10 protein-coding genes are annotated in these 19,492 nt (G+C 45.6%); 5 read left to right on the top strand and 5 right to left on the bottom strand.

The features are described 5' to 3' along the window. Positions 1-104: 104 nt before the first annotated feature. From bglX to BW716_RS04415, 3 genes are all read right to left on the bottom strand, one after another. Entirely contained in the window at positions 105-2,396 is a 2,292-nt protein-coding gene (gene bglX, locus BW716_RS04425) for a beta-glucosidase BglX (protein WP_083721313.1), read from the bottom strand. 145 nt (positions 2,397-2,541) lie between these two features. Then, a complete protein-coding gene (locus tag BW716_RS04420) occupies positions 2,542-3,990 on the bottom strand; it encodes a glycoside hydrolase (RefSeq protein WP_083721312.1) in 1,449 nt (482 codons plus the stop codon). Positions 3,991-4,010: 20 nt separating this feature from the next. After that, positions 4,011-4,985: a pectinesterase family protein gene (locus tag BW716_RS04415; RefSeq protein ID WP_083721311.1), complete on the bottom strand. Its 975-nt coding sequence runs from the start codon at positions 4,983-4,985 to the stop codon at positions 4,011-4,013. A 111-nt stretch (positions 4,986-5,096) separates the two neighbouring features. On the opposite strand from BW716_RS04415, the gene BW716_RS04410 reads away from it, so the two are divergent. The 5 genes from BW716_RS04410 (at position 5,097) to BW716_RS04390 (ending at position 14,571) form a co-directional block, all read left to right on the top strand. Then, positions 5,097-5,687 carry an RNA polymerase sigma factor gene (locus BW716_RS04410; protein WP_083721310.1) on the top strand — a complete coding sequence of 197 codons (591 nt, stop codon included), beginning with the start codon at positions 5,097-5,099 and terminating at the stop codon, positions 5,685-5,687. A gap of 124 nt (positions 5,688-5,811) precedes the next feature. Beyond that, positions 5,812-6,990 carry a FecR family protein gene (locus tag BW716_RS04405; RefSeq protein WP_083721309.1) on the top strand — a complete coding sequence of 393 codons (1,179 nt, stop codon included), beginning with the start codon at positions 5,812-5,814 and terminating at the stop codon, positions 6,988-6,990. A 235-nt stretch (positions 6,991-7,225) separates the two neighbouring features. Then, positions 7,226-10,582 (top strand): SusC/RagA family TonB-linked outer membrane protein, encoded by a 3,357-nt coding sequence (locus BW716_RS04400; protein ID WP_179090990.1) that lies wholly within the window; start codon positions 7,226-7,228, stop codon positions 10,580-10,582. 20 nt (positions 10,583-10,602) lie between these two features. Further along, positions 10,603-11,982, top strand: coding sequence for a RagB/SusD family nutrient uptake outer membrane protein (locus BW716_RS04395; RefSeq protein WP_083721307.1), 1,380 nt, complete (start codon positions 10,603-10,605; stop codon positions 11,980-11,982). A gap of 27 nt (positions 11,983-12,009) precedes the next feature. Beyond that, entirely contained in the window at positions 12,010-14,571 is a 2,562-nt protein-coding gene (locus BW716_RS04390) for a zinc-dependent metalloprotease (RefSeq protein WP_083721306.1), read from the top strand. Positions 14,572-14,672: 101 nt separating this feature from the next. On the opposite strand, the gene BW716_RS04385 is transcribed toward BW716_RS04390, so the two are convergent. Together BW716_RS04385 and BW716_RS04380 are read right to left on the bottom strand one after the other, a co-directional pair. Then, the gene (locus tag BW716_RS04385) at positions 14,673-16,154 is read right to left on the bottom strand and encodes a RagB/SusD family nutrient uptake outer membrane protein (RefSeq protein WP_083721425.1); all 1,482 of its coding nucleotides are present in this window, start codon (positions 16,152-16,154) and stop codon (positions 14,673-14,675) included. Between the two features lie 24 nt (positions 16,155-16,178). After that, positions 16,179-19,268, bottom strand: a complete 3,090-nt coding sequence (locus tag BW716_RS04380) for a TonB-dependent receptor (RefSeq protein ID WP_083721305.1) — start codon at positions 19,266-19,268, stop codon at positions 16,179-16,181. Positions 19,269-19,492 lie beyond the last annotated feature (224 nt).

Here is a 19,492-nt window from a genome sequence, read left to right as displayed (position 1 = left end):
CGGGTTACCTCCGGGAAAAACCTAAGGAAGTGCTATAGAAGCCCCGAATAAAAAAAGGGCTAGCCGGTATGGCTAGCCCTTTTTTTATACCTGTCAATATTGTATTAAGGTACTAATGCGAAGTCTGCAGACTGTGTATCGCGGCTGTTTCCACCCACAAATACAGAGAAATCACCTGGTTCAGACACATATTTCAGGTCTTTATTATAGAATTTCAGGTCATTTACGCTCAGTTCAAAGGTCACTGTCCGGGTTTCTCCTTTCTTCAGGAAGATCTTTTTGAAGTTTTTCAGCTCCTTTACCGGGCGGGTTACGCTTGCTACTTTGTCACGAATGTACAGCTGTACTACCTCTTCCCCATCATAATTACCACTGTTGGTCACTGCTACACTTACTTTCACATTGCCGGTTGCTGACTGCTTCAGCTGGTTTTTATCCAGCTGTACAGGACCGTAAGTAAATTTGGTATAGCTCAGACCATAACCAAATGGATACAGCGGTTCATTGGTGATATCCAGGTATTTGCTGGAATATTTATTGGCTGGATCCTCCGGACGACCGGTATTCTTATGATTGTAGTAGATAGGGATCTGACCTACGCTGCGGGGGAAGGTCATAGTCAGTTTACCGGCTGGGTTGTAATCGCCAAACAGTACGTCGGCAATGGAGTTACCAGCTTCGGTACCCAGGAACCATGTTTCCACGATAGCAGGGATGTGGGCGTCTTCCCATTCCAGGGTCAGCGGACGGCCATTCATCAGCACCAGAACTACTGGTTTGCCGGTAGCATATACAGCTCTCAGCAGTTTTTCCTGGTTTTCAGGAATGCTGATGTTAGAACGGCTGGCAGCTTCACCACTCATACCATATGATTCACCCAGAGCCAGTACCACGATGTCTGATTGCTGTGCCAGGGCAACAGCTTCAGCCAGCATACCTGCGCTGTTGGCTGTATCTTCGGCTGTCAGCACAGCTTTCTGCAATGCTCTTTTCAGCAGCGTTGTATCGTTTGTATAGTGTGCTCCACGCAGGTAAGTGACATTACCTGCACCTCCGAGTTTCTGTTTGATACCTTCCAGCAGGGTGATTGATTTGGTATAATCACCAGCTGCGGACCAGTTACCGATCATATCACGTTTGCTGTCTGCCAGCGGGCCGATCAGGGCAATTTTCGCCCCTTTCTTCAGTGGCAGCAGTTCCTGCTGGTTTTTCAGGAGCACGATAGAGCGGGCGCCGATTTCGCGGGCGGTAGCACGGTTTTCAGGCGTCAGGATCTCTTTGGCAGGTCTTTCGTTGTCGCAATATAAATAGGGGTCTTTGAAGAGGCCCAGATCATATTTAGCAGAGAGAATACGGTATACGCAGGTATCAACCTGTGCCATGGTGATCTTTTTATCGGCCACCAGCTTTGCCAGCTGCCTGGTATATACGCTACCCTGCATATCCATGTCTACACCGGCATTCAGTGCCAGTTCGCCTACCTTGTATTCATCACCTACACCATGTGCCATCATTTCATTAATAGCCGTGTAGTCTGTCACGACAAAGCCTTTGAAGCCCCATTGCCTGCGCAGCAGGTCGGTCATCAGCCATTTGTTGCCAGTAGCAGGGATACCGTCTACTTCGTTGAAGGAAGTCATCACAGTCGCTACACCTGCATCTACAGCAGCTTTGTAAGGAGGCAGGTAGTACTCGTACATTTTCTGGCGGCTCATGTCTACAGTGTTGTAGTCACGACCGGCTTCCACAGCACCATAGAGGGCAAAGTGTTTTACACAGGCCAGAATGGTATTGTTCAGAGAGAGGTCGGTACCCTGATAGCCTTTTACTTTTGCTTTGGCTACCTGTACGCCGTACCAGGTGTCTTCACCTACTCCTTCGGCTACACGTCCCCAGCGGGGGTCACGTGCAATGTCCACCATTGGAGAGTACGTCCATTGCAGACCGTCCGCGCTGGCTTCTACAGCAGCAATGCGGGCGCTCTTTTCCATGAGGGCCATATCCCAGGTACAGGCTTCTCCCAATGGAATAGGGAAGATGGTCTTGTGACCATGAATTACGTCATATCCGAATAATAAAGGAATCTTAAGACGGGTTTTCATTGCCATGTCCTGTAACTGGCGGGTGTACTGAGGAGTGTACGCATTGAAGATGGAGCCACAGCGGCCGTCTTCGATGTCTTTTTTATATCCCGCATTCATAAACGGGCCGGTTACGTCCATTTCGCTGGTGAGAAGGTTTAATTGCCCGATTTTCTCCTCCAGCGTCATTTTTTTGATCAGGTTATTAATAAACGCCTGTTTACCATTCTGATTTGTCTTAGTCTGTGCAGTTGTTGTACCGCCTGCTATGCTTAACGCCAGCAAGCCGGTAAGGATTCGTTTACGGCTGTTCATAACATGTGTGTTTTTTGTTCGTATCAGAGTGGCGAAGATACAAAAATGCGATTGGTCTTATCATGATAAAAGTTAGGTAATTGCAGAACGGGGCACTTCCGCCTTCGCAGAAGTGCCCCGTTCCGGGCGTAGGCCTGCGGCCGGCTTAGAGTGCCAGCATTACGGATTTCAGCTTTTTGCCCCTGTATTTTTCTACATTATCTACAAATATGATGAATCCTTTGCTTTTGTAATTCCAGTTGATTGTGATCAGGTGACCATGATAAGGAATATTGGATAGCTGAAACCATTTCCATGGCACCATCGGATCGATGGTTACTTTATTATCTAATGATGGCCGGATACCTATCAGGTCATTAATGACGAGATCACAGAAACCGGAATGATTGTAATAACTACTACGGGGATTATCTCCCTTTAACCAATATCCGTTCTTTTCATCCTGGTACTCTCCCAGGTAAGGCTGTCCGTTTTTCTGATGAGAACGGGCATAGGTCCTTAGCATCTCATAGTAAATAGCGGGCGTCATGCCGCCTTTATAATGATAATCACGGAGCAGATTGGATAAGGCTTTCAAGGTCTGAGTAGTGGCAAACGGCCACAACGCGCCATCCCATTCACAGCCACCCGTACCATGACTACGAAAAGCAGGATGTCTTCTCTCTGCTGTTGTAATACCCCAGGGTGCATTAAAACCGGTTGTATCGATCAATTGCTGCCAAGCACGGGCATAGAATGCCTGATCGTCGGGCAAATTAAAATACCAGGGGATAAAACCGATTTCTTCACGCGCATCTGACAATCCTCCTTTTGCCAGGCGGACTTTAAAAAAATCAGCTTTGCTATCCCACATACTATCTTGTGTCAATGATTTTATTTTTGCTACATCAGCTACGTATTTTTTAAACAGCGTGTCATTGTGTGCCAGCTTTGCCATGGCTGCCATCGCCACCGCATTGCCATACATGTAGCTGTTAATGGTAGGGCGGATATTTTTCTCTTTCCTGCTACCACTGATAGATTCTTCCATACCATCTTTTACATCAAACTGCCAGAAGAGTCCATCAGGAAGGCGCCTTTCCTTTTCCCATAAATGATAATCCGCATCCATATATGGGAGCAGATCTATTGCCAATGCAGGGTCTCCGCTTACTTTGATGTTTTCATACACTGCCCATTCCGCCCAACTACTAAACTGGTGAAACTTCGGCGCCTTTTGCTGTGCATCTGCAATAAACCAATAGCGGATATCCTGGTTGATGTACTGAGTATCTCTCAGCCACCGGCCTTCATTGATGTGATGCCCTAAGGCACAACTCAGCGCATTGTACCTGCCTGCATGTTTTACCGGTAAGATAAATTCAGTAAATATGAACCCATCCGGCGTCTCTTTCAGGTGTTTTCTAAATGTCCACCAGCGGTAGTAATAGGTCTTTTCAATAATGCTATCCGGACATTCCAGCAAAGGAATGTTTTTATTCAACCATTCATAAGCCTGTGCATTATTCACATAGTTCTGCACGGTTTCACTGTCTACAGCATTGAACTGGTGTACATAACGCTGCAAGGGGCTTTGCGCAAACACGCCTTGCATTCCTAATAAAAAAATTATAACTAAAGTCGTACGGTTGGATCCCACGCATTCAGAATTTTAGTGATTGTAATCGCTTTCGCCTCCGGCTTACTCAATTGCTTAGACCAGCTCACACGTTGGCTGGTGCCGGCTCCCGGGCCATTATTGTTATACTCCCTGTATCTGGCGGTCTGTTCATTCTCTGTCTTATCCCAGTTATGCCAGCCCACAGGCAGGATATGTTTACCCAATGTGCACTCCATAAACAATGTAGCGGCATAAGGTCGCCATGGCCGCCCCAGGTACACTTTCGTAGCCGTATCTGCAGCGATCAGGTTACAATGCATGAATACAAAACCATAGGGCTGGTTGGCGGTCGTAGAGGCAGCTGTGACATAGGAATTCCTGATACTGAAAATGGTGCAATCCTTAAACACCACCGTGGCCGCACCAAATATGAAATCTGTAGTGCCTTCTATATAACAACTATCATAAAACTGCCGGCTATCTTCTTTTCCGGCATATAGTGTATCCTGGTTGCCCAGCAATTTACAATTCCGGAATATACACCTGTCTCCTTCCACATGGAGTGCGACTCCCTGTCCTACCTGACCAGCTGCATTTACAATTGTTAAATTCCGGAGGATCACATCATTCCCCTGTACCAAAACGGTATAAGATGTAAATGTGCTGTACTTGTCCCTTCCATTTATATCTTTACCACCGGGATATGGTTTCCCTGAAAAATCACTATTGGTAATAATGGTACTATCCCGGGATTCACCGATCAGCGTAATCCCCGTCTTCCAGGAAGGGATGACCAGTTTCTCATGATAAGTTCCTTTCTTTATAAAAATGGTCACTCTCCAATACTGAAAGTCCCGTACGGCATTCACCGCATCCTGGATATTGGAGAAATCTCCGCTCCCATCGTGGGCTACGACTAACAGTTTTTTCTCCTGGGCGGAGCTGGAAAACGCAACAAATAGCAAGCATAAATAAACAAGGTGCTTCATAACAGGAATTTATAGCAGGCGGAAGCTATAAAAATCCGCTTATTTACCGAAGGTTTATTTACGCAATCGTTACCGGAAATAAATAGCGTCTTTTATGTAATTTTATCGTCGATGCACCACCCGGATGACATAGCACTAGTGAATAAGCTGGCAGGCAATGATGAAGTAGCCTTCGAGGCGCTTTTCCATAAGTACAAGGATAAACTATATTCATTCCTCCTACACCTTGGCAACTCCCCTACAGCGGCAGAAGACGTACTACAGGACGTCTTTATGAAGCTATGGACACGCCGTGCTCAGCTGGGTGAAATCGATAATTTCAACGCCTATTTGTTCCGCATGGCTGCCAATCAGGCTATTAACCTGATGCGCAGGCAAAGCCGGGAAATCAGGATCCTCGATGAGCTACAATTGTATACCATCGATGAAAACGGCACCGCACAGGCCATGTCGGAGAAAGAAGTGCAGGAAGTACTGGCCAAAGCGCTGGCAACCCTGCCGCAACAGCAATATAAGGTGTTTATGCTCAGCCGTGAACACGGACTCAAGTATGAAGAAATTGCGGCTGAAATGGGCATCTCTGCCGCCACGGTCCGCAATCATATGGTGCAGGCGCTCAAAAAGATCAGAACGTACCTGGAGTCTTCACATATTATCAGCATTATTTATCTGTACATCATATTAGCAGAGAAGATGAAATAAACATTGTTCCTTAGAACTCCCTCTTTAAAAATATTTTAAATTTTTTTTCGGATCGACTAGACCGAAAGTTTCAGTTGTTTGTCTTATACGTAAGGGACAAACATTTTTTAAGAAAATCAGCCACATGTCGATAGACAGGATCACAGCATTATTGGAGAAATTAACATCCAACACCTGCACCTGGCAGGAGAAAAAAGAGCTATTCACGCTCATCGAAAGCGTGGACGATCCGCAGCTAAAAGCTGTACTGGAAGCTGCGTGGCTACAATATAACCAGCCAGTTCATAACCTATCCGACTATTCCTCAAGAGTCATTCTTGACAACATTTTACAACGGAAACAGCCAATTAGAGTTCTATTTATCCAAAAATGGCGCGCTGCGGCTGTAGCAGCCGCAGCTGCGCTATTAATTGGAATCAGCATTTACAAATTTACAGGCACTCCTTCCGCCACAAAGGAACCAATTGCCAGCGTATCAGATATTAAAGCCCCTGTCACACACAAGGCCACCATCACATTATCTAATGGACAACAGGTGCCGGCAGACAGTATCTCCGCTCATCAACTGGTCATGCAGGGTCAAACCAAAGTAGTCAGACTTGCCAACGGAGAGATTGTTTACCAACCACAGGGACAACACGACGAAATTTTACTCAATACGCTTACGAATCCAAAAGGAAGTCAGGTGACTTCGATCACGTTATCTGATGGAAGCCGGGTATGGCTCAATGCAGGTACTTCCCTCACCTACCCTGTAGCCTTTTCAGGCCGCGAAAGGAAAGTGACTGTATCAGGGGAGGCCTACTTTGAAGTAGCGGCAGCAGGTGACCACAAAATTCCTTTTTCAGTAAATATTAAAACCAACCAAAGAGATAGCAGTCTTGTTACTGTGCTGGGTACACATTTTAATATCAAAGCTTATGAAGATGAAGCAGACACGAGAGTAACGCTATTACAAGGTAGCGTACAGGTAGATCATCAGCAACAGGGCCTCCGGATTGTACCCGGACAACAGGCTACCTATGCTGACGGCCAAAAGATCAATGTAAGTACACCATCTACTGATGATGTAGTAGCGTGGAAAGAAGGGCTTTTCGCTTATCAGAACAACAGTATCGCACAGGTACTGCGCGATGCCGCCCGCTGGTATGATATAGATGTTGTGTATGCAGGCAAGGTACCTGGTGACACCTTCACAGGTGAGATACCGCGTACGGCTACGCTGACTGAGCTATTACAAATTTTACAAATGAGCCGGGTCCACTTCCGGTTAGAAGGCAGACGGCTTACTGTACTAAATTAAAATCATACACCACCTATACCAGGATCATGTGACTAGATACGAAAACGCCCCGAATGGGGGTTCGGGGCGCGAAAAATCTGAGTCACTTATCATAAATAGTCAAGCCAGACTAACTTATTTTATTACCGTCTGAACGGAGTCCATCCGGGATGACTCAAATCCAGCCAAATCTATGCTGTTAAATGCAAACGGCAAAACATTGCCGTGTCTGTCATCAACCAAACTTCTGTTGATTATGAAATTCACAGTCGTATTTGTATTGGTCGCTTGTTTACAGGTTAAGGCCAGCACTTATGCACAGAATGTGTCATTGAATGTTCGAAACGCTTCCCTGGAGCTGGTATTTAAAGAATTTAAGAAGCAAACAGGGTACAATTTCTTTTACAATGATGCGATGGTCCGCACAGGTATTCCTGTGACCGTAGACCTGAAATCCATGCCGCTTGAGGAAGCTTTAAAGCAGGCATTGCTCAATCAGCCGCTTACCTTTTCTATTGTGAACAAAACAGTAGTGCTGAAAGATAAGATGGCCACACCTGATTTTACATCTGTGCCAGCGCCGCCGGAAGATCTGCATGGCCGTGTGGCCGATTCCCTGGGAAATCCGCTGATTGGCGCCACTGTCCGTGTGAAAGGAACTAAGGAAGTGGTGATTACTGACGGTAGTGGTATGTTTATTCTCAAAAATGTTGATGACAAACAAACCCTGATCGTCTCCTTTACAGGTTATGTCACGAAAGAAGTACCTGTAAAAGAAGGTAGTTCAAGAGTCTACATGATCAGGCTGTTACGCTCCAACAACCCGCTGGATGAAGTGCAGGTGATCGCTTACGGTACCAATACCAGACGTTTTAACGTGGGTAATGTGGCGACCCTGAATTCGGCTGATATCAAAAGTTCAGGTGCTACCAACATTACCAATGCCCTCAATGGTCGTGTACCAGGTCTGGAAGTAAATGTATTTAGCGGTGTTCCGGGTGCAAGACAAACGTTCCAGTCCAGAGGGCAGAATACACTGTCCAGCTCTGCGACAGCCATTGCATACGATCAGCCCCTCATCATCGTAGATGGAATTCCATTGCCTACACAGAACAATGACATCTCGATGTTGCTGAACAGCTTCAACTCCGGCGGTGGCGCCAGTGGCTTCAGTGCATTGAATGGCGTGAACCCTTCAGATATCGAAAGTATCAGTGTGCTGAAAGATGCAGATGCTACTTCTATATATGGTTCTCAGGGTGCGAATGGTGTAGTGGTGATCACGACCAAAAAAGGGAAGCCAGGCAGAAACAGGGTGAATGTAAGTGTGGTAACTGGTCCCAGCAAGATTTCCCGCGGACTGGATATGATGGATACAAAGCAATATCTGCGTATGCGTCATCAGGCAATCACCATGGATAGTATTACGACCTTCCCTACAGATCAGAGTTATTTCAAAGACCTGTTTGTATATGATACTACCATGTATACTGATTTTGTTAAGAAATATTATGGTGGTACAGCTAACAGTACAGATGCACACCTGAGCATGTCAGGAGGCGCTGCGAATAGCACCTATATGGTGTCTGCCGGTTATACCAGACAGTCTTATAATATGCCGGGCGATTTTTCAGATAAGCGCTACACGCTGCATAGTGCATTGAGCACACATTCTTCAAATAACAAGATCAGGGCTGATTTTGGCAGTGATGTGTCTTACGAAACCAATAATTCTTCAGGCAGCACCACCCTGGGTAAAGCCATGATGACTGTGCCTGACCATCCGGATATGCTGGATGCAAGAGGTAACCTGGTTTGGACATACAAAGGGCAGGATGTAAGTTCTGATCAGTTGCTGGCGGAGCAAAAAAAGCCATACAATATCAACAGCTACCTGTTTAATAATTACCTCCGTTTAACTTACGAAATAATTCCAGGATTGAACATTGCTGCAAATGCAGGCTGGGCTATGAACATGACCAAACAATATAGCGCCACCCCGCTTGCGGCCGTGAAACCGGGTAATGGTACAACTGCCAGTGCCAACTTTGGCCAGAGTAATGACCAGACGATCAACCTGGAGCCACAGGTCGATTACAGAAAGACCATCGGAGATGGTGAACTAACAATATTGGCAGGCGGTACCTACAGAAAAGTAACATCCAGTTTTAATCAGCAGCTGGGTACTGGTTACACAGACGATGGATTATTAGGAACCATCATGGCGGCAACTGGTATCAGTGTATCAGATGGCGCTGATATCTCCAAATATGTAGCAGGGTTTGGCCGTGTTAACTATGTCTATAAGGAAAAGTACATCATCAACCTGACCGGTCGTCGCGATGGTTCCAGCAATTTTGGACCTGGCCGCCGTTTTGGTAACTTTGGTGCAGTTGGTATCGGTTGGATCATCTCCGAAGAACGATTCATGGAATCATTCAAACCTGTGCTTAGCTTTGTAAAGATCTCCGGTAACTATGGTACCAATGGTTCCGACGGTGTAGCCCCCTATAAATATCAGCCATACTGGAAAGTAGCGTCCACAACATCTACGCAGACCTTTGACAGTACCCGTCCTTACACAGCCAGCAATCTTTACAATCCGGATTATAGCTGGGCTTCCAAACATTCCATTAACCTGGGACTGGACCTCGGCTTTATTGATGATAAGATCCTGTTGAACCTGGCTTATTACCGTAGCAGAACCGGTAACCAGCTTACAGGTTATACACTGCCTACACAAACTGGTTTCAACAGTGTAGTGAAAAATATGGATGCTGTGCTGCAGGATGCAGGTCTCGAATTGTCCATTACGACCCGCAATATCACCACAAAAGATTTCAGATGGACTACATCTTTCAATATCTCCGGCAACAGGAATAAACTGATTTCCTTCCCTGGTTTAGCAACATCTGCTTATGCAGCTACCTATGCAGTTGGGAAATCTACTTCCATGATATATGGATTCAAATATGCAGGTGTGAACGACACAACCGGTGTATTCCAATATTATAAGGCGAATGGCACCATTACTTCTGCACCAGCTACTACCAATATCGCCAAGGGTGGAGATATGCAGGCAATTGCCAATGCACAGACTGATTTCTATGGTGGTCTGAACAACACTTTCTCCTATAAGAACTGGAACCTGAGCCTGTTCTTCAAATTCTCCAGGGCGATGGCCAAAAACTACCTGGCAGGTATTAATTATGCATCTCCGTTACCTGGCGGCCAGATCAATCTGCCTGCATTTATGCAGGATATGTTCTGGACCAAACCGGGTGATCATGCACAATTACAGCGCCTGACCACAGGTTATTATGGTGCTGCCAGAAACGGACAACTGGCACAACGTTACGGTAGTTACTTCACCAGTTCTGATGCTGTGTATAGTAACAATACTTACCTGCGTCTGAAAAGCCTCATGCTGTCTTATTCACTGCCAGCAGCTACTGTGAAAAAAATGGGTATCCAGGGTTGTTCATTCAATGTCACTGCACAGAACCTGTTCACTATTACCAACTATAAGTTTGGTGATCCTGAAATGCCTGGTACGCTTTATACAGTGCCTATGCAGCTGATCGTAACTGGTGGTTTCAACCTGGAGTTCTAATTGTTTAAAATGTATCTATCATGAAGAAGAATCGTTCTATATATATAATTGCGGCGGCAGCCCTGTTCGCCATGTCCTGTAACAAGCTGGTTGATATTCCTGCTCATCCAATTGATCAGATTACAGAAGGCACCGTTTTTAGCGACAGTGCAGATATCATGTCTGCTGTAGCTGGTGTCTATTCCAACTTTAAAGCAAATGCTTCCGGTGGTTCTATTGGCGCTACTATAGTGACTGTCAATGGAGGCCAGGCTGCCGATGAACTGATATATGCCTATAGTTCTACTTATGTAAACAACGCCTACCTGGCAGACGATGGAACTGCATCCACTTTGTGGAATTCAGCATACACCAATATTTACCAGATGAACAGCTGTATAGCTGGCATTAGCGGTACTTCTGCTATCAGTGACTCACTTAAACGTGCACTCGTAGCTGAGATGAAATTTGACCGTGCCTTTTATTACTTCCAGATGGTAAACCTGTTTGGTGGTGTACCTTTGGTCACCGTTACCGATTATAACGTGACCGCTACCCAACCAAGAGTAACTGTAGATGAAGTGTATAAACTGATCCTAGCAGATCTGGCAGAAGCCCGTTCCCTGCTCAAGGCAAAATATCCGTCTACTTCCGGCACCAAATACCGTCCAAACCTGTACACAGCGATGGCACTTTCTGCCAAGGTATTCTTATACCGCCAGCAATGGGATAGTGCAGCGCAGATGGTAAATCAGATCTTAGCCTCCGGTCTTTATGCAATGGCATCCACGCCATCCACTGTATTTTATCAGTCCAGCAATGAAGTCATCTGGAACCTGCCCGGTAGCATTGTGAGCACTTCTAACTTTCAGACGGGTGAAGGTTATACCTTACTGCCATCTTCTATCTACTCTGCTCCAGCTTACCAGGTAAATCCTATCCTGGTGAATGCATTTGAAGCAAATGACCTCCGTAAGGCCACCTGGATCACGCAAACTACATTATATGGAACCACATATAATTACCCGACAAAATACAAGAACCGGACATATGATGCAGCTAACAGGGAGGCATATGTAATGTTCCGCCTCGCTGATATGTACCTGGTACTGGCAGAAGCGCAGGCACACCTGGGCAATACCTCAGATGCGATTACGAATCTGAATATCGTAAGATCAAGAGCGGGTCTCGCTGGCTACGCTGGTACTGACGAAGATCTGCTGACTGCCATCTACCACGAACGCCAGGTTGAAATGGCATTCGAGTGGGGCAACCGCTGGTACGATCTGAAACGTACAGGCACTATTGATGCAGTACTGGGTGCTGAGAAATCTTCCTGGAAATCTACTGCTGCACTGCTTCCTATTCCTTCTACACAGATACAGGCAAATCCCAACCTTATTCAGAATGATGGTTACTAGAAATAAATAACAAAATTCAAACAAATCATGCTAAAAAGCCAACGTTCAACGATAGCCATCGCCATAGGAGTTTCTCTTATGGCGGTGACCACCGTTCATGGTCAGATCTTTAGACACAAGAAGAAACAACAGCCCACCGCACAGAAAGGCGCCACACCTGCTGACACAACCAAGAAACCCACCAGCATACCTGTTAAACCATACAAGGATGTGATCACTGCTGATATGAAGTCCAGCAAGGGTTTTATTACTGTACACCAGAAAGATGAAAAGTACTTCTTCGAGGTTCCTAACAAAATGATGGGTAGAGACATTCTCATCGTGAGCCGTATTTCAAAAGCATCTGCCGAAATGCGCAATGGTAGCTCAGGTTATTCAGGCGATCAGATTGGTGAAACTGTGTTCAGGTTTGAACTGGGTCCTGCTAAAAAATTATTACTCCGCCGTATCTCTTTCAGAGAATATAGTGATGACAGTACCAAATCAATGTTCGCCAGCGTACAAAAGAACAATGTACAGGCAATTGCCATGGCTTTTACGATCGCTGCTTACGCCCCTGATTCCAGCGGTGTTGTATTCGATGCGACAGACTTTGTAAACAGCGACAACGAAGTATTGTACTTCCAGAAAAAAGCGCTCAAAGACAAAGCTGGCATGGGTGCACAGGCAAACGACCGCAGCTTTGTAGATTATGTACGTGCATTTGCTTCCAATGTAGAGGTTCATGCCGTAAAGACTTACAATGCGGGTCTGAACCCTACCTCTTCTTCCTATACCGTAGAGCTGAACTCTTCTATGGTCCTGCTGCCTGAAAAGCCAATGAAACCAAGAGCGATGGATGGCCGCGTAGGTTACTTCGCCGTAGGTCATATTGACTTCGATGCAGATCCACAGGGAGTAAAAGAAAAGATCTATGTAAAACGCTGGAGACTGGAACCAAAACCGGAAGATGTAGAGAAATACAAACGTGGTGAACTGGTAGAACCAGCTAAACCAATCGTATACTACATTGATCCTACTACCCCTAAGAAATGGGTACCTTACCTGATGCAGGGTGTAAACGACTGGCAGAAAGCCTTTGAAAAGATCGGTTTCAAAAATGCTGTATATGCACGCATTGCACCTACCAAAGAAGAAGACAGCACCTGGAGCATTGACGATGCCACTCACTCTGCTATCATCTATCGTCCATCTGTGATTGCCAATGCAATGGGTCCAAGCGTATCTGACCCTCGTAGCGGTGAGATCATCGAGAGCCACATCTTCTGGTATCACAACGTAATGAGCCTGCTGCAACGCTGGTATATGGCACAATGTGGTGCTGTTGATCCGCGTGCACTGAACAATGAACTGCCAGATTCTCTGATGGGTCAGCTCATCCGTTTCGTATCTTCTCATGAAGTAGGTCACACACTGGGTCTGCTGCACAACTTCGGTTCAAGCTCCACTGTACCTGTTGAGAAACTGCGCGACAAAGCATGGGTGGAAGCACATGGTCATACACCTTCTATCATGGACTATGCACGTTTCAACTACGTAGCACAGCCTGAAGATCATATTGGTGAAGCCGGTTTATTCCCACGTATAAATGACTACGATTTCTGGGCCATTCAATGGGGATATGATATGCACAAGGAATACAAAACTGCTGAAGAAGAAAAAACAGCCCTGTCCAAAATGGTGAGCGATAGCCTTGCTGCTAACCACCGCCTGTACTTCGGCAGCGAAGTGAACTTCACAGATGCCCGTTGTCAGAACGAAGACCTCGGCGACGATGCAGTAAAAGCGGGTGAATATGGTATCAAAAATCTGAAAAGATTAATGCCGGGTGTACTGAGTTGGGCTGGTGAGAAAGGGGAAGATTTTGATAAGCCAATGGAGCAGATCAAAACCCTGTACAGCCAGTTCTTCATGTACATGGGTCATGCTGTGGCAAACATCGGTAGCGTATACGTGACTGAAAATATGGTGGGCGATGCAGGCAACAGCAACGTAGAGCCAGCTCCATATGAAAAGCAGAAAGCAGCAATGGCATTTATCAACAAGCAATTGTTTGAAACGCCAACCTGGTTGAACAGTGAGCTGCTGAACAGAACCACAATGAACTTTGCTACTGAGATTAACGATGCACAGCGCGATATGCTGAACGCTATACTGGGCCGTGCACGTTTCAGCCGTCTCTTATGGTCTGAGCAGGTGTATGCAGCACAGAAGCATGTAAAAGTATATACACTGACAGAAATGTTAGGTGACCTGAACAAAGGCATCTTTACAGAGGCTTATGCAGGTAAGAATGTAGATATGTACCGCCGTGCTTTGCAAAAAGGATATGTAGCCAGATTGATGCAGCAGGTATTTGCAAACCAGGGCGAAGGTAATATCAGCGATCAGGTCATGCCGTTTGGTTTCAACTTTGAGAAATCAGATGAAAGAGCAATGGTGAAAGACAACCTGATGACCGTATTAGCTTTGTGTAAAAAACAAGCGGCAAATGCGGGACTGGACAAGCTGACTAAGTTACACTATGATGATATGGTAACGAAGATCAACGCGCAGTTAGCTGCAGAAAAACAAGGATTGATAAAGTAAAGATAAAATGAACACAACCCCACCTATCCTTAAGAACCCTATTTAAAAAAAACGTCCGCTTTCGCGGACGTTTTTTTATTTAAGTATTTTGAGAGAATACCTTATTTCCATTCTTCATTTTGTGTCAGATTCTTATTCGCATCCAGTTCATTCTGCGGCAGTGGCCAGATGTAATACTTGGTTGTGAAAGTTACACCCTGAATATTTGCAGCGCTGGTCGCATCTACAAATACATTGTTTGGCAGATCATAGATCATATGTGTACGTTGTATATCGAAGTAGGCTTTGTCTTCGAAGGCCAGTTCATGATAACGCTCTTTGTACACCTGCTGGCGGAAATCAGCCTGGCTCAGACCAGACAGAGGCGCCAGATTTGCCCTTGCACGGATCGCATTGATCTGTGTATAGGCTTTATCAGTAGGGCCGCTTACTTCATTGCTGGCTTCTGCATAGATCAGCATGATCTCTGGCAAACGGAACAGTGTCCAGTTCTCATCTGAGTTTGCATCGCCGGTAGTTGGATTCGCGGCTTCTTCCAGCCAGTATTTATACAGTGCATATTCACCGAAATCTCTGCCGTTGTAATTCGTGAAGAAGAATTGTTTTTCTTCTGTACGTTTATCGCCGGTTTCGTATGAATTTACAAACTGGTTGTATGGCATGAGCGCACCATATTCATCACCGAACTTAGAGATACCGATCTTTTCAGGAATGATCAGACGGGCAATATTGTTAGAAACAATACTTCCGGAATACTGTACCTGCAGGATGAACTCACTGCCGTTTTTATGTGCCCTGTCATGCAGGTAAGCATAACTGGTGAACAGTTCATAGCCACCACCATCTATTACTTCGGCAGCTTTATCGGCAGCCAGCTGATAGTAGGAACTACCTTTCTGCAATGGATACCCTGCCATGGTCAGGTATACGCTGGACAGCAGAGATTTTACTGCCATTACAGATACACGGCCGGTCACGTCAGTCGTTGGCAAAGAAGAGGCTTCTGCCAGCTGCAGGTCTTTTACGATCTGGTCATATACATCAGCAGCAGCGGTACGACTTGGGTACAGATCAGGACTGTTGGCGCTTACAGCTGTCAGTACCAGTGGAACATCACCATACAATCTTACCAGATGGTAGTAGTAGAATGCACGCAGGAAATATAATTGTCCCATCAGGTTGCTCTTCTGGGACTCATCCATACTTACATCCGGGATGTGCTGGATGGCCACGTTACAATTGGAGATACCATTGTAAAACCCTTTCCATACAGACATGAATACAGGATCGCTGGTACCTGCGGTGTGTTTGATCATGCTACTGTTGTAGGTACTCTGTCCCAGTGTTTTGGCATGTCCTACCAACATTTCCATAGAGATCCATGGTGTTTCGCCATAGCCGTCTCCGTTCTGGAATACTCTCAGTTGTTCGTAAGCACCATCCACGGCTGATTGTGCCTGGGTGGCATTTTTATAATAATTATCCGTTGTAATAGATGAAGGATTCTTTTCTTCCAGGAATTTACTACAGCCTGTCATTCCCATCAGGGAGAGGCTTAATAATACTATTATACTGCGGTTCATAATGTGCATTTAAAAGGTCCGTGATTAGAAAGTTACATTCAGTCCAAGCATGACAGTTCTTGCTTTGGGATAGTCATGGAACTGCATGCCCTGTGCAAAGGTGTCGTCCCATGTAGTCGTTTCCGGATCATAACCTATGTATTTGGTAATCAGGAAGAAGTTCTGTGCAGCGACATATACACGTGCATTGCTTACCCCCAGGCGCTTACAGGTAAGTGCTGCCAGGTTATAACCAAAGCTGATGTTCTTGCCCCTGATAAAAGAGCCGTTTTCCACTTTGTGGTTATCCAATTTACTGGTGTAACCGGCAGCAGTAGGCCTGATCTGGGCAATAGGTGTATTCTGGTGCTCAGGTGTCCATGCATTCAGTACGGTGGCAAAGCTGTTTGCAATACCAGTTCTGTCTTCTGAAGAGTGTTCTGAGAGTTTGAATACGTCATTACCATAGGAATATTGTAATTCCAGCAGGAAGTCAAATTGTTTGTAGCGGAAAGTGTTGGACAATGTACCATACCAGTCAGGAATACCTTTACCGATGATGGTGCGGTCCTGGCTGTTGATCTGGCCATCGTCGTTCATGTCTTTGAACTTCAGGTCACCGGGTTTGGCTCCATACTTGGTGGCTTCTGTTTCTTCAGCTGTACCCCAGGTACCTTCACGTACGTAACCATAGAAGGAACTTACAGATTTACCCACACGCAGGATGTTGGTATAATCCAGGAAGTTCGGGTTCATGTAAATATCTTCATTGTTGCTTCCAAGTGCAGTGATTTTGTTTTTCAGTGTGGAAAAGTTGAGCGTAGTATTCCAGGAGAAATTCTTACGATCGATGTTCACAGCATTCACACTGAACTCAAAACCGGAGTTCTGCAGGCTACCGATGTTACGGGTCAGTGTAGTATAACCGCTGGAAGCAGGTACTGGCGCATCGAGCAACAGGTCTTTGGTATTCTTTTTATAATAATCTGCAGCGATGTTCAGCCGGCTATCGAAGAGAGAGACGTCAAAACCCACATCCACCTGTCTGGTTTTTTCCCATTTCAGGTCAGGGTTTGCCATGGTACTGATCACAGTACCGGCAGCACGGCTACCGTTGAAGATCAGGGTATTCGAAGTCATGTTTGCCAGTGACTTATACTGACCAATTTCAGAGTTACCGGTCAGACCATAGCTGGCACGCAGTTTCAGGTTATTGACAGTTGGATTGTCTTTCAGGAAAGGTTCTTCAGACACACGCCAGCCTACTGCCGCAGATGGGAAGAAGGCAAACTTATTGTCTGCACCAAAGCGGGAGCTACCATCGTAACGACCGGTGAATGTGACCAGATAACGATCTTTGTATGCATAGTTCGCTCTGGCAAAGAAGGAAGCCATTGCCCATGTGTAAGCTTCAGACGATGGTGTGTTCACCGTTGAGGCAGAGCCCAGGTTATTCCATTCGTAGTAGTCATCACTCAGACTTTGAACAGCTACCACATATTTCAGGTAGTCTAACTTCTGTATTTCCTGACCTGCGGTTGCACTGATGCGATGGTCTTTACCGATTGTCTTATTGTACGAGAAGTGGTTTTCCCACTGGTAGAAAGTAGAGCGGTAAGAGGTGATCTCCGCATAGTTTTTACCATATTCATTGGCCAGGTTGGACAAGGTACTGTTGAAATAAGGATCGTACTCATCACGCACGTTGGCACCCACGGTACTGGTAAATGTCAGGTCTTTGTACAGCCGGATATTTGCATATGCGTTACCGTTAAATACGTTGTTATTATACAGACGGTTGTCTTCATACAACTGGGAGAGCGGGTTATCGCCTGATTCCATGCCTTCATAATCGCCTCTTTTACCGTAAGTACCGTCAGGATATTTGAAAGGAACGATAGGAATCATTTCAATCATCTGGCGGGTCACGTTGTTACCACCAGTGGTTGCATCCTGTCTTTTTTCCTTGTTTACCACATAACCGATGCTACCACCTACTTTCAGCCAGTCATTCATTTGACGGTCGATAGTAGCGCGGGCAGTATATCTTTTAGCATAAGAATTTTTAATCACCCCCTGTTCATCGTTATAGCCAAGAAATAAACCATAAGTAGATTTTTCATCGCCGCCTGTGAAAGACAGGTTATGTCCCTGGCTGATAGCGGTACGGGTTACGGCATCCTGCCAGTCTACATCATAGAGTGGATTGAGGTTGTCGTCGAAGAGTGTACCTATATATTGAGCACGTTTTACTTTAGGATCTTTGTATGCGCCATTTGCGAAACCGGTAGGATCGTATTTGGCAGCGTTGGCATAGGCCAAGTCTTCAGTAGCGAGGAATTCTTTTGAATTCAGCACATCCTGTTTACGTGCCATTTTACCGGCGCTAACATAACCGGAGTAGCTCACCTGACCTCCTTTTTTACTACCTTTTTTAGTAGTGATCATGATTACACCGTTCGCACCACGGGTACCATAGATAGCGGTAGCAGATGCATCTTTGAGGATGTCCATGCTTTCGATATCATTTGGGTTGATGGTAGAGATATCAGCAGGATATACGATACCATCTACTACATACAGCGGATCGTTGGTAGCCTTGATGGAACCAAAACCGCGGATACGTACGTTGGTACGGCCACCGGGGCGACCTGAGTTGGTATTGACGTTTACACCGGCTACTTTACCTGCCATGGCTTGTTGCAGGGTAAGGGAGGGTCTTTCCATCAGCTCATCGGCGTTCACGCTACCCACACTACCTGTGAGGTCCTGCCGTTTGGTAGTACCATAACCGACTACGACCACTTCGCTCAGATCACTGGCAGATGAGGTGAGTACAATATTCAGGTTTGTCTGATCGCCTACAGGTACTTCTTTTGTTTCCATGCCTACATAGCGAACTACAAGTACAGCGCTGGAATTGGGTACTGAAATAGTGAACTGTCCTTTGTCATCTGTGTATGCACCTATAGTGGTGCCCTTTATCTGCACGGATACATTTGTGAGGGGTCCTTCCTTACCTGAGACCTGCCCTGTGACCTTTTTTTGCTGGGCCATCAGGGTATGAAAGTGCAGCATGGTTAACAGGAATAGCAATCCTGTACAACGCATGAAATGGTTGTTTCTTTTCATCATGGAACTAATTTGTATGTGATCTGATTACTCTTTTATGGACATATGATACAGCCCCGAACACCGTTCAGTGCAAGGGTTAATAAGTAAATCGTTTTAGTTTAATTAAATAAAGATGGTTGCTACGTCTATTTTTTGGTTCAGCAATAAGTTTTAAGTGAAAAAAATAACACACTGGATTAATCAAATAACTAACACACTGGATTAATCAATAAATGCCATAACGT

It is taken from the genome of [Flexibacter] sp. ATCC 35208, assembly GCF_001975825.1.
Lineage (GTDB): Bacteria > Bacteroidota > Bacteroidia > Chitinophagales > Chitinophagaceae > Chitinophaga.
Note: the sequence above shows the minus strand (reverse complement) of the source record. Positions and strands in the feature narration are given on the sequence as shown.